Annotated in this window: 13 protein-coding genes; 7 read left to right on the forward strand and 6 right to left on the reverse strand. The window is 64.1% G+C overall.

The window, feature by feature from the left end:
- Positions 1–2: 2 nt before the first annotated feature.
- The 4 genes from EOC93_RS29240 to rpsU all read right to left on the reverse strand — a co-directional run bounded on the left by EOC93_RS29240 (position 3) and on the right by rpsU (position 3,759).
- Positions 3–1,439: an MFS transporter gene (locus EOC93_RS29240; protein WP_127206343.1), complete on the reverse strand. Its 1,437-nt coding sequence runs from the start codon at positions 1,437–1,439 to the stop codon at positions 3–5.
- 398 nt (positions 1,440–1,837) lie between these two features.
- On the reverse strand, positions 1,838–2,311 hold the full coding sequence (locus EOC93_RS29245; RefSeq protein WP_127206344.1) for a DUF992 domain-containing protein: 474 nt from the start codon (positions 2,309–2,311) through the stop codon (positions 1,838–1,840).
- Between the two features lie 163 nt (positions 2,312–2,474).
- A complete protein-coding gene (locus EOC93_RS29250; protein ID WP_095488506.1) occupies positions 2,475–3,320 on the reverse strand; it encodes a tetratricopeptide repeat protein in 846 nt (281 codons plus the stop codon).
- 163 nt (positions 3,321–3,483) lie between these two features.
- The gene (gene rpsU, locus EOC93_RS29255; protein ID WP_095488505.1) at positions 3,484–3,759 is read right to left on the reverse strand and encodes a 30S ribosomal protein S21; all 276 of its coding nucleotides are present in this window, start codon (positions 3,757–3,759) and stop codon (positions 3,484–3,486) included.
- Positions 3,760–4,169: 410 nt separating this feature from the next.
- Between rpsU and EOC93_RS29260 the strand changes: the two genes are divergently transcribed.
- Together EOC93_RS29260 and EOC93_RS29265 are read left to right on the forward strand one after the other, a co-directional pair.
- On the forward strand, positions 4,170–4,679 hold the full coding sequence (locus tag EOC93_RS29260; RefSeq protein WP_127206347.1) for a DUF892 family protein: 510 nt from the start codon (positions 4,170–4,172) through the stop codon (positions 4,677–4,679).
- Positions 4,666–5,109: a DUF6766 family protein gene (locus EOC93_RS29265; protein ID WP_095488504.1), complete on the forward strand. Its 444-nt coding sequence runs from the start codon at positions 4,666–4,668 to the stop codon at positions 5,107–5,109. The genes EOC93_RS29260 and EOC93_RS29265 overlap by 14 nt, the downstream gene beginning before the upstream one ends.
- Positions 5,110–5,180: 71 nt before the next feature.
- On the opposite strand, the gene EOC93_RS29270 is transcribed toward EOC93_RS29265, so the two are convergent.
- Entirely contained in the window at positions 5,181–5,570 is a 390-nt protein-coding gene (locus tag EOC93_RS29270; RefSeq protein ID WP_095488503.1) for an SET domain-containing protein-lysine N-methyltransferase, read from the reverse strand.
- A 109-nt stretch (positions 5,571–5,679) separates the two neighbouring features.
- The gene (locus EOC93_RS29275; RefSeq protein WP_095488557.1) at positions 5,680–6,438 is read right to left on the reverse strand and encodes an SDR family oxidoreductase; all 759 of its coding nucleotides are present in this window, start codon (positions 6,436–6,438) and stop codon (positions 5,680–5,682) included.
- A 267-nt stretch (positions 6,439–6,705) separates the two neighbouring features.
- Here EOC93_RS29275 and EOC93_RS29280 point away from each other — a divergent pair, with 267 nt between their 5' ends.
- From EOC93_RS29280 to EOC93_RS29300, 5 genes are read left to right on the forward strand one after another with little or no spacing between them, the layout of a single operon-like run.
- Complete coding sequence (locus EOC93_RS29280) at positions 6,706–7,959, forward strand: sarcosine oxidase subunit beta (protein WP_095488502.1); 1,254 nt, start codon at positions 6,706–6,708, stop codon at positions 7,957–7,959.
- Positions 7,959–8,381 (forward strand): hypothetical protein, encoded by a 423-nt coding sequence (locus tag EOC93_RS29285; RefSeq protein ID WP_095488501.1) that lies wholly within the window; start codon positions 7,959–7,961, stop codon positions 8,379–8,381. The genes EOC93_RS29280 and EOC93_RS29285 overlap by 1 nt, the downstream gene beginning before the upstream one ends.
- Before the next feature lie 8 nt (positions 8,382–8,389).
- The gene (locus EOC93_RS29290) at positions 8,390–8,686 is read left to right on the forward strand and encodes a sarcosine oxidase subunit delta (RefSeq protein WP_095488500.1); all 297 of its coding nucleotides are present in this window, start codon (positions 8,390–8,392) and stop codon (positions 8,684–8,686) included.
- Positions 8,683–11,679 (forward strand): sarcosine oxidase subunit alpha, encoded by a 2,997-nt coding sequence (locus tag EOC93_RS29295; RefSeq protein WP_127206345.1) that lies wholly within the window; start codon positions 8,683–8,685, stop codon positions 11,677–11,679. The genes EOC93_RS29290 and EOC93_RS29295 overlap by 4 nt, the downstream gene beginning before the upstream one ends.
- Positions 11,672–12,253 carry a sarcosine oxidase subunit gamma gene (locus tag EOC93_RS29300; RefSeq protein WP_127206346.1) on the forward strand — a complete coding sequence of 194 codons (582 nt, stop codon included), beginning with the start codon at positions 11,672–11,674 and terminating at the stop codon, positions 12,251–12,253. The genes EOC93_RS29295 and EOC93_RS29300 overlap by 8 nt, the downstream gene beginning before the upstream one ends.
- Positions 12,254–12,352 lie beyond the last annotated feature (99 nt).

Consider the following 12,352-nt stretch of genomic DNA (forward strand, 5'->3'; position numbering starts at 1 on the left):
GTCTAGCCCGTCGCTTCCTGTGGCCGGGCTGCCGGCCCCGAGATCCTCAGGGCTGCAAGGCATCCCAGAAGGCCGAGTGGCACGAAGGCGAGGAACAACCAGGTGGCGACATTCGCTGCCGCCTCTCGGTTCAGGCCTTCGGAAAAACCGCTGGCGTTGGCGACGATGCCGGTCAGTGCTGCACCGACCGCATAGCCGATGCGCTGCATGGTCGGCACGGCGGCAGAGGCGATCGTCTGCTCACCATCCCTGGCCGATGCCACGATCACGCGGGTGACGAAGGGCCAGGCAATGCCGAAGCCGCCGCCTTGCAGTAAGGCGCAGAACAGGATCAGCGGAATCGAACCCGCCGGCACGGCATAGGCGAAACCGGCGATGCCCATCGCGATCATCAGCGCGCCGCCGGTGATGATCAGCCTCTCGCGCTCCGGCGGCGCATTGGCGACGAGGATCGACAGGATCGACCAGGCGATCGATTCGGCGGCGATGATGTAGCCGGTGGTCAGGATCGGAATGCCGTGCAGGCTGGTCAGAAGCAGCGGTCCGTAGACGGCGAAGGAACAGGTCGCCACGGAGAAGGCGGCGACCATGGTCATGCCTGCGCCGACCGGCGAGCGCCAAGAGAACAGCCGCGACGGGAACAGCCGCGAGCGCGGCTTCAGCGCATCGATGCGGACAAACAGCGCGAGCCCGATCAGGCCGAGGGTCAGCAGCAGGGAGGAACGCAGCAGGGCAATGTCGACCCCGGCCGTGGCGATCAGCACGACGCTGACGGCAAGGCAGCCGAGCGCAGCAAAGGGGAAGGGCGGCGCCGTCCCAGTGATCGCCTGCGGCCTGGTCGCCTCAGGCGTGTCGAGCACGATGAAGCTCGCCAACGCCATGGCCGTGCCGCCGAGCGTGAAGACGCCGAAAGCCCAGCGCCAGGAGAGCAACTCGGTCATCAACGCGCCCAGCACCGGCCCGCTGAAGGCGGCGACGCCCCAGATCGCCGACATGATGCCGAAAAGCTGCGGCCAGATGGCGCGTGGAAATAACCGCTCGACCGAGACGAAGGCCAGCGACACCAGCGCGCCGCCGCCAAACCCCTCGATCAGGCGCCCGGCCAGGAACAGCGGCATGGAGGGCGCGATGGCGCAGACCAGTGCGCCGGCCGCATAAAGCAGGGCGGCCACCACCATGTTGGTACGCAGCGCGACGTAGCTCACCAGCCGCCCGGCGGCAGCGCCGGCGACGATGGCGCCGAGCTCGTAGATCGCCAGCGACCAGCCGACCAGCTGAACGCCAGCGAGTTCGCCGACCATGGCCGGCATCACCGTTGCCACCATGGTTTCGTTGGTGGCGTGCAGCAGGATGCCGAGGCTGATGAAGCAGAAGCGCGCCAGATCGCCGCTCGCCCACAGCGCGCGCCAATCGACCCTGTTTGTGCTGGTTTCGGTCACCCCGCCCTCCGAACTTTCTTATACGCCGATTCAAAAAATGGTGGAGCGCTCTTCGTCTCCAGATGGCACGCGGCGCTTCGGGGACGGGTTGTAAAACCTCAACCGCAGTTGAGTTCAAGAGGTTTTTTGCGGGTGCACCGAGGATGCTGAAGGCGGGAAGTCAGCATGATAGTGCATGTCGCCCAAAAGTGCGCAGCGGTTTTGGGATAACGACATGCATAAAACAAAGGCTTAAAGCGCGTCGATTGAATCCGTTTCAACGCGACGCGCTTTAGAAGATTGATGCCGGCGGCGATCATGGCGATCGCTGTGAACATCATTGACGTGGCGGTTCCCAAAAATCATGGCGGCGGAACAGGTCCTGTCCTGTTCCGCCGCGCAGAGCTACGCAATGCCGCTTATTTGAAAGAGTGGATCAGCTCCAGCGAGGTGACGGCGACTGCCAGGTTGACGCCGGTCTGCGCCTGTACGTTGAGAGGCTGCAGCGAGAAGGCGCTGTTCAAGCCGCCGACCAGCAGATTGGCGCCGCCGCCGGTCACCAGGCTGGCCTCGGCGTTGACGCCATAATAGCTGCCGGCAAGATCGCCGGAATCACGGTCGCGAGTGGCCGCCAGAACCGCCCATATCAATTCGCCCTGGTGCGTCTTGCCGACGTCGACGCCGAGTTTGGAAATGACCCCGGTATAGGCTTCGGGCGGGCCGCCATGATGGGGGCGAAAGGTGCAGGCCACGCCTTTGTTGGATGTGACGATATAGCCGGTGCCGCCATCGATGGTGCAGTCGAGCACGCCGAGCTCCAGCTTGCCCGCGCTGGCAGGGGCAGCGAGCACCGTGGTGGCGAGGGCGGCGGCACAGGCGAGTTTCTTGATCATGGGAGGGGTCCTTTTGCGAATTGCCTTGAACAACGGCTGAGCATCCCGAGCGTTCCGCCGAAAACTTGGCGCGATCAAGGCGGGCGTTAACGCACAGTGATTGAAGGCTTCGAAGGCATGCCAAACGGCAGGCCTGCCATATCAGGCCCAACGTCGCCGTCGGTCAGCCGGCGCTGGTGCGCGCCAGGCCGTCCTTGGCCGGCTGGTAGGTGGGATTAAGACGCACTGCCTCGCGGTAGGATTTCGCCGCCTTGGCCTTGTCGCCGCGCCGCTCGTAGATCAGCGCCTGGTTGGACCAGGCCTCGGCATTCTTGCCGTCGAGCTTGATCGCCATGTTGATGTCGGCGAAGGCATTATCCTCGTCGTTCATGGCGAGGTAGGAGAGGCCGCGGCCATTGTAGGGTTCGGCGGCGTCCGGCGCCAGCGAGATGGCGGTCGAGAAATCCTCGATGGCGAAAGCGTGCTGGCCCTGGCTCTGATAGATCAGGCCGCGATTGTGGTAGGCGCGCGCATCGGTCGTGTCGAGCTGGATCGCCTTCTGGAAATCGTTGAACGCTTCCTGGGTGCGGCCGGCTTTGCGGTAGAGATTGCCGCGGCCGATATAGGCGGCGTCATAGTCGGGATTGATCTGGATCGAGCGGTTGTAGTCGGTAAGCGCGGCTGCCTGGTCGCCGAGGAAGCGCTGGATGAGAGCACGGTTCGAATAGGCCTGGTAGAAATTCGGATTGAGCTGGATGGCGGTGTTGAAGTCCTTGAGCGCCGCCTGATACTGGCCGCCGCGACCATAGGCCGAGCCACGCACATTGTAGCCTTCCGGATCCTGGGGACTGCGCTGGATAACGGCCGACAGCGAGGAGATGTTCTCGGCCGACCCTTGTGCCTTGTCGATGTTGGTGAATTCGCCGGTCGGGGCTGTCTGGCAGCCGGCGAGCGCCAGCCCGGAAAGCAAGGTTGCCGTCAGTGCAAAGCCGCGCAATGCGGTTCTGCGCTCCACGCTTATTGCGTTCATGTCTGCTCTGTCCTCACTGCCCGCCGCGCCGTCAGGTCTGTTCCCCCTCCGAACCGGCCTCGCGAACCGGCCTCTCCGAATCGAGGAATTCAAAATAAAAAGGTGGCGGCGATTACGCATCGCGCCACCTTGGATATCCTTCGAAAAGGACGAAAAATTGGCGTCAGAACCGCGGCGGACGCGGAGCGCCGGCGCCAGCAGCACCACCAGCCGCCACCGGGCGCGGCGTCATCGGCAGCAGGCCTTCGCGCTGGGCGCGCTTGCGGGCCAGCTTGCGGGCGCGACGAACGGCTTCCGCCTTTTCGCGGGCGCGCTTCTCGGACGGCTTCTCGTAATGTCCGCGCATCTTCATTTCGCGGAAGATGCCTTCGCGCTGCATCTTTTTCTTGAGCGCGCGAAGCGCCTGGTCAACATTGTTGTCGCGGACGAGTACCTGCACGGGCAATCCTGTCTTTCGTGTTTGATATCAACAGGCAAGCGGCCATAGCCACTAGCCTCCGCAGCGATTTACACCACGAATTGTGGCGGCTGATAGCAGAATCATGCCGCTCTGTCCACTGCCGAAACGAAAAACCCGCCTCGGCGGCGGGTCGTCGGCGCAAATCAGCACCATGCCAAAATACCTAGCATAACTGCCGTCAAAAAGCAAGAATCGCGACCTCGGGCGGTGTGTCGGCCTTCTCGATAGGGGTCCCTGTCGCGCGGATGAGCGATCGTTGGCATTTCTCCGCCACCGATAAATTTCTGCTGCCTCAATCCGACAAAAACGGCCCGCCTGGCTTTATCGATGAAGGAACCAACTTCGCTCCCCGGTGGTTGTTGCGGCGACGCAAGCAGAGGAGAAAACCGATGTCAGACACCCGTGAATGGCTTATCCAGTGGCTCAGGGACGCGCATGCGATGGAGGAGCAGGCCGAAACCATGCTGAATGGACAGCTGAGCCGGCTGGAGAGCTATCCCGAGCTCAGTAAGCGCATCAGCCAGCACGTCGACGAGACGAAGGGGCAGGCCGCACGCCTCAGAACTTGCCTGGAAAGTTTGGACGAGGATACATCCACGCTGAAGGACGCCGGCGGCAAGCTGATGGCGGCGGCGCAGTCCCTGAGCGGCGTCTTCGCAGGGGACGAGGTGATGAAAGGCTCACTCGCGAGCTACACTTTCGAGCATATGGAGATTGCCTCCTACAGGATCCTCATCGCGGCCGCCGAATCTCTTGGCGAAACAGAGGTCGCCCGCGTCTGCGAGCAAAACCTGCGGGAAGAGGAGGCGATGGCCGAGTGGCTGAAAAACAACCTGCCCGCGACCACGGAGCAGTTCCTGGCTCGCACGGCGTCGGACAGCGACGATGCCAAGCGGTGAGGACAGCAGGCCGTCGGGCAAAGTGAAGCCATCTTCGGTGTGGCGGGCTTACAGCTATGCCTGGATTACCCTCGGCTTCTTCATCATCTCGCTTGTCGGCCACTGGGTTTTCGGCTGGTTCGCCTATCTTGACGAGCAGCGAGCGCTTGGCCAACCGCCCGAGTTCGGCGGCTATCTGATCGAGATGAGCCGCGACACGCTCGAAAACTGGCAATCGGAATTCCTGCAACTGCTTTGGCAGGTCGGTGGCCTGGCGTTCCTGCTCTTCGTCGGCTCGCCGCAATCGAAGGAGGGTACCGACCGGATGGAGGCCAAGATCGACGCGCTTCTCACCCTGGTCGATCCGCAGAAAGGCCAGGAGGCAATTCGCGAGTTGGACCTGCAGTATGACGGCCGGCATACCGACGAGCCGCACGCCCACCGGAACTAAAGCTGGGGGCTGGAAATTTGGCCCGGAGCCGATCATCGCTCCGGGTTTTCTTCAACGACGCAACCAGATCGCTATGACGCCGTGGCCAAATGAAGCCGCTCGAAATCCTCGAAGAACTCACCGTAGTCGCAGGTTATTTCCTCGCCCGCCGCTATGTCGCGGATCGCGGTTGCCCCGCCATGCTGCGAAAAGTCCGTGTTCGGCCGTTCGGCGTGGTTCATAAAGCGGCCATTGTCGACTTCATAGACCATGAATCCGGGCCGGTCCGGACTTGGATAGGCATATCTGTCGAGCAATTCCTGGAGGTGCGGCGGCGCCGCCTCATATTTTTCCATCGGGATCAGGCGGTCGAAGTCCGGATCGAGCTGCCAGATCGACGTCCCTTTCCGGACCGGCTCGGCGGCAAAGACGCCGACGCCTTCGATTGCGCTCGCGGCGATGTAGGTCCTGATCAGCAGCATGTTTTAGGCCCGTCTTCGAACAGCAGTGTCCGAAGAAATCGCCAAATCGCGCTGGAAAGCAAGACCGCCTTTGCGACATTGCGGCTCGCTCGCCCACGCGGGAAATGCCTCACGTCCGGTTGATCGAGACACCGCCGTCTGCGAACAGCGCAGTTCCGGTGGTGAAGCTCGACGCATCCGATGCCAGGTAGAGCGCCGAGCGGGCGATCTCATCCGGCTGCGCCATTCGTTTCAGGGCGTGAAGGCCTTCGACGAAAGCCCGGGCCTCGGGTGTGGTCGTCGTCGCGCCCGGCGTGTCGGTGCCGCCGGGCAGCAGCGCGTTGACGCGCAACCCTTGTGCTCCGTATTCGGCCGCCAGAACCTGCGTCAAACCGATCAGCCCGGCCTTGGCCGCAGCGTAAGCGGCCATGCCCGGCATGCCGGCGGTGCGACCGACGAAGCTGGAGGTGAAGATCAGCGAGCCGCCGCCGCGTTCCAGCAGCGCCGGCACCTGGTATTTTGCACCGATAAAGGCGCCGGTCAGATTGATGTCGATGGTCTCGTGCCACATCTTCAGCGACATGTCGGGAACCGGTCCCATCTGGCCGACGGAGCCAGCGTTGTTGAAGGCGATGTCGAGACCGCCGAACCTGTCCACCGCAAGATCCACAAGGGCATTGGCATAGGCTTCGTCTCGGACATCGCCAGCAAGGGCGATCGCGGTGCCGTCGGCTTCCTCGATTTCAGCGACGAGCGCGTCCAGCTCTGCCTGGCGACGGGCAGCGACGACCACCTTGGCGCCTGCCTCGGCAAAGAGTTTTGCCGTGGCGCGGCCGATGCCGGAACTGGCGCCGGTGACGATGGCGACCTTGTTGGTGAGTGCGAACATTTTTTTGCATCCTTTTTTCGCGCCAGCTTGGCCGGCAATCGGGGTGTTGATCGCAGGTCGAGGCGGCGCGAGCCACCCGATACCTGCGAAGGTGCCCGGATGCATCGTCGTTCGGCCCGCCGCTTCGGACCGGTCTTTTTTGTCGCGGCGCAAAACGGCAAGCGCCGTCGCAAACAGCGCAAGGCTGGCAGCGCTGTTTCGCTAGTGATACACCTCGCGCGCCGGCGCTCGATTGGATGCCCGGCCGCTATCTGCGAGGCTGGAACGTTGAAGAAATACTCGGTATTCGCCATCGCCCGTGAGGCCATGCGCGGCCACAAGGGCTGGGAGGAACAGTGGTCCTCGCCAGAGCCGAAGAAGGAGTACGACGTCATCATCGTCGGCGCCGGCGGCCATGGCCTGGCCACCGCCTACTACCTCGCCACGGTGCACGGCATCACCAATGTCGCGGTGCTGGAAAAGGGCTGGCTCGGCGGCGGCAATACCGGCCGCAACACCACCATCATCCGCTCCAACTATCTCTATGACGAGAGCGCCGGCATCTACGACCATGCGCTGAAGCTGTGGGACGGGCTCAGCCAGGAGCTCAACTACAACGTCATGTATTCGCCACGCGGCGTCATGATGCTGGCGCATAATGTCCACGACATCCAGGTGCTGAAGCGCCATGTCCACGCCAACCGGCTGAACGGCATCGACAATGAGTGGCTGACGCCGGAAGCGGCGAAGGAATTCTGCCCGCCGCTCAACATTTCGCGCGATGCCCGCTATCCGGTGATGGGCGCGACGCTGCAGCGTCGCGGCGGCACCGCCCGTCACGATGCCGTTGCCTGGGGCTATGCGCGCGGCGCTTCGGCGCGCGGCGTCCACATCATCCAGAATTGCGAGGTCACCGGCGTCAAGCGGGCGCCGAACGGTGCGGTCATGGGTGTCGAGACGACGCGCGGTTTCATCGGCGCCAGGAAGGTCGGCGTCGTTGCCGCCGGCCATTCGTCCGTCATCATGAACATGGCCGGCGTGCGCATGCCGCTGGAAAGCTATCCGCTGCAGGCGCTGGTGTCGGAGCCGGTCAAGCCGGTATTCCCCTGCGTGGTGATGTCGAACACCGTGCATGCCTATATCTCGCAGTCCGACAAGGGCGAGCTGGTCATCGGCGCCGGCACCGACCAGTATATTTCCTATTCGCAGACCGGCGGCCTGCACATCCTGCAGCACACGCTCGACGCCATCTGCGAGATGTTCCCGATGTTCACCCGCATGAAGATGCTGCGTTCGTGGGGCGGCATCGTCGACGTGACGCCCGACCGCTCGCCGATCCTGGCCAAGACGCCGGTGCCCGGTCTCTATGTCAATTGCGGCTGGGGCACGGGCGGCTTCAAGGCAACGCCCGGATCGGGCCATGTCTTTGCCCACACCATCGCCAGGGACGATCCGCATCCGATCAATGCGCCTTTCACCATCGAGCGCTTCCGCACCGGTCGCCTGATCGACGAGGCGGCTGCGGCGGCGGTGGCGCACTGATGATGGCCGAGATGGCTGTCGCCATGCCGCTGATGCTCGCGGGAGAGCAAGGCCTGTTTCATTTTCCGTCGCCGGACGAGGTGCGCGTGCAGCCGATCAGTCGCGCCGAAAACGAGGCGGAATGGCCGTTTGCTGTCGATGACGGCGTTCTGGCCTGCGTCTGGAGCGGCGGGCAAAGAATCGTTTCCTTCTTTGAAGGCCGGCCATCCGATCTGGACGAGGACGAGCCATTCGAGCCGCGCGGCCTCATCGTCACCACCGATCCGATCCAGCTCACTATCGGCAACATGGCGAACCGCGCGCTTTTTCGCCCCGCGGCAAGCATCGAGGAGCGCATCCGGCTCGTCGCTCCTTTCGTGACGTTGGGCCAGAGGCTTTGCGATCAACCTGCCGGCGCTCGCGTCGGCCACGGCGAATTGTAGGAACAATCATGCTTCTCATCCGCTGCCCCTATTGCGAGGAAGAGCGTCCGGAACTCGAATTCCGCAACGCCGGCGAGGCGCATATTGCACGTTCGTCAGATATGGCCGCGACAAGCGATGACGACTTCGAAAAGTTCTTCTTCATCCGCTCGAATCCCAAAGGCATCATCTATGAGCGCTGGCGGCACATGCATGGCTGCGCGCGGTTCTTCAATGCCGTGCGCGATACCGTCAGCGACAGGTTCCTGATGACCTACAAGGCCGGCGAGCCGAAGCCCGCGAAGCTGCCGGGAGCCTCCAAATGATCGCAGCGTTCCGCATTCCCGGCGCTGGGCGCCTCAAGCAGGCAGAGACGGCCAGCTTCAGCTTCGACGGCCGGCCCTATGCCGGTGTCGAGGGCGATACGCTGGCCTCGGCGCTGCTTGCCAACGGCGTCCATCTGGTCGGCCGTTCGTTCAAATACCACCGGCCGCGCGGCTTCCTGTCCGCCGGGGCGGAAGAGCCCAACGCGCTGGTTGAAGTCAAGCGCGACGCAGCGCGCAAGACGCCGAATGTCCGCGCCACCGTGCAGGAGCTCTATGACGGGCTGACGGCACAGTCGCAGAACCGCTGGCCGTCGCTTTCCTTCGACGTCAGCGCGGTCGGCGACATCGCCTCGCCGCTGCTTTCGGCGGGCTTCTACTACAAGACCTTCATGTGGCCGAAGTCCGCCTGGAAGAACCTCTACGAGCCCAAGATCAGGGCTGCGGCCGGCCTCGGCGTCGCCCCCGACCAGCCGGATCCCGACCACTATTCGGCGCGCTATGCCCATTGCGACGTGCTGGTGGTGGGCGGTGGCGCTGCCGGCATCGCCGCCGCACTTGCCGCGGCCGAAACCGGCGTGCGCGTCATCCTTGCCGACGAACAGGCGGATTTCGGCGGCAGCCTTCGTTTCGAGAGTGGCGCCAGGATCGACGGCCAGGATGGTTTTGCCTGGGCGCAAGGTGCAGTCGCCAAGCTCAAGGCCATGGACAATGTCCGCGTGCTGTCCCGCACGACGGCCTTCGGCTATTACGCGCAGAATTTCGTCGGGCTGGTCGAGCGCGTCAGCGATCATCTGCAGAACCCCGGCCGCGACCTGCCGCGCGAGCGGCTGTGGCAGGTCCGCGCCAACCGCGTGGTGCTGGCAACCGGCGCCATCGAGCGGCACATGGTGTTTGCCGACAACGACCGGCCCGGCATCATGCTGGCGTCGGCAGCGCGCACCTATCTCAACCATTACGGCGTCGCGGTCGGCAGAAATGTCGGCGTCTATACGGCCAATGATTCCGCCTATGCGGCGGCGATCGACCTGAAGAAGGCCGGTGTCGGCGTGGCGGCGATCGTCGACCTGCGCGACAACCCGACCGGACCGGTGATCGACGAGGCGAGGGCGCTCGGCATCGAGGTCAATTTCGGCCGCGCGGTGATCCGCGCCGGCGGCAAATTGCGCGTCGCGTCGATGACCGTGCAGCCGAAGAACGGTGGCGGCGAGCGCACCATCCCGGTCGACGCGATCCTGATGTCGGCCGGCTGGACGCCGTCGGTGCATCTGTTCTCGCAGTCGCGCGGCAAGGTTGCCTTCAACGACGAGACCAAGCGCTTCGTGCCCGGCGCCTATGCGCAGGACTGCGTTTCCGTCGGCGCCTGCAACGGCACGGACGGGCTGTCGGCGACGATCGACGAGGCCTATGCGGCGGGCGCCAAGGCGGCCAAGGATGCGGGCGTCAAGAATGCCGGCGCCAGCGCTAAGCCGAAGGTCGACACCAGCGAGAGTTGGTCGCGCGGCATGCTGGGTGCGGCGCCCGGCGCCGGTGCGGACACGACGGTAAAGGCCTTCGTCGATTTCCAGAACGACGTCACCGCCAAGGACATCCGCCAGGCGGTGCATGAAGGCATGCGCTCGATCGAGCATGTCAAGCGCTTCACCACCAACGGCATGGCGACCGACCAGGGCAAGACCTCCAACATGCACGGACTGGCCATCGCAGCCGAGACGCTGGGCAAGCCGATCCCGCAAGTCGGCCTGACGACGTTCCGCGCGCCCTACACGCCGGTCACCTTCGGCTCGATCGTCGGACACGCGCGGGGTCCGCTCTTCGACCCGACCCGCAAGACGGCGATTCATCCCTGGGCCGAGCGCCAAGGTGCCGTGTTCGAGGATGTCGGCCAATGGAAGCGCGCCTGGTATTTTCCCAAAGCGGGCGAAGACATGCATGCCGCCGTCGATCGCGAGTGTGTCACCGTGCGCAAGACCGCCGGCCTGTTCGATGCCTCGACGCTGGGCAAGATCGAGGTGGTCGGGCCGGATGCGGCCAAGTTCATGGAACTGCTCTACACCAATCCGTGGGAGAAGTTGGAGCCCGGCCGCTGCCGCTATGGCATCATGCTGCGCGAGGACGGCTTCATCTATGATGACGGTGTCGTTGGAAGACTGGCGCCGGACCGTTTCCATGTGACGACGACGACGGGCGGCGCGCCGCGGGTGATGAACCATATGGAGGATTACCTCCAGACCGAGTTCCCGCATCTCAACGTCTGGCTGACCTCGATCACCGAACAGTGGGCGGTGATCGCCGTGCAGGGACCGAAGTCTCGGGACATCATCGCGCCGCTGGTCGAAGGCATCGACATGTCGGACGACGCGCTGCCGCATATGTCGGTGCGCGAAGGCAAGATCTGCGGCGTGCCGACGAGGCTGTTCCGCATGTCGTTCACCGGCGAGCGCGGTTTCGAGGTCAACGTGCCCGCCGACCACGGCCAGGCCGTCTGGGAAGCGCTGTGGGCCGAGGGCCAGAAGCATGGCGCCTGCGCTTACGGCACCGAGGCGATGCACGTGCTGCGCGCCGAAAAAGGCTACATCATCGTCGGCCAAGACACCGACGGCACGGTGACGCCTGGCGATGCCGGTCTCGACTGGGCGGTCGGCAAGAAGAAGACCGATTTCGTCGGCATTCGCGGCATGGCGCGGCCGGATCTTGTCGCCAAGGGCCGCAAGCAGCTTGTCGGCCTGAAGACCAAGGACCCCAAGGTGGTGCTGGAAGAAGGCGCGCAGATCGTCGGCGATCCGAAGCAGGCGATCCCGATGACCATGATCGGCCATGTCACCTCCAGCTATTGGTCGCAAAATTGCGGCCGCTCGATCGCGCTGGCTCTGGTTGCCGGAGGCCGTGATCGGACGGGCGAGACGCTTTACGTGCCGATGCCAAACGGGACGATCGAGGTGGAGGTCACCGGCATGGTGTTCTTCGACCAGAAGGGGGAGCGCCTCAATGGCTAAGGCCGCCGCGAAGAAAACTGCCGCCACTGCGCCGTCGGCCGAACGCCGCCCGGCGCTCGCCGGCCAGGAATTTTCCGCCACCGGCGTCGCACTTGCTGTGTTGCCGCCGGCGGAGCGCATTTCGCTGCGCGCGCCGGAGGCCTCAGTCACGGCGCTTTCGAAGGCGCTCGGCGTGACCCTGCCGCGAAAGCCCAAAACCTCGGCGGCAAAGGCCGGGCGCACTGCATTGTGGCTAGGGCCGGACGAATGGCTGGTCATCGACGAGGCGGCAAAAGATCCGCTCGCCGACTGCGTTGAGGTGACCGCGCTGCATTCGGCGGTCGGCATCTCGCATCGCAACGTCGCCATATCGGTCACCGGCCCGGCAGCCGCGGCAACAATCAATTCAGGCTGCCCGCAGGATCTGTCGCTTGACGCCTTTCCGGTAGGCGCGGCGTCGCGCACCATTCTGGGCAAGGTCGAGATTGTGCTGTTGCGCACCGCGGCCGATGCGTTCCGGGTCGAATGCTGGCGTTCCTTCTCCGATTATGTCTTTACTTTCCTGTCGGAGGCGGCAGGCGACGCAGCGGCTTAGGAACATTCGCTGCGCTCGACCGTTTGCCGGAGCAAGTCGAGGGAGAATGTCGATGCCGTCGAAATCCGCGCCGAATCCACCGGTCCAGAAGACGTCGGC

The sequence above is a fragment of the Mesorhizobium sp. M6A.T.Ce.TU.002.03.1.1 genome (assembly GCF_003997275.1).
GTDB lineage: Bacteria > Pseudomonadota > Alphaproteobacteria > Rhizobiales > Rhizobiaceae > Mesorhizobium > Mesorhizobium mediterraneum.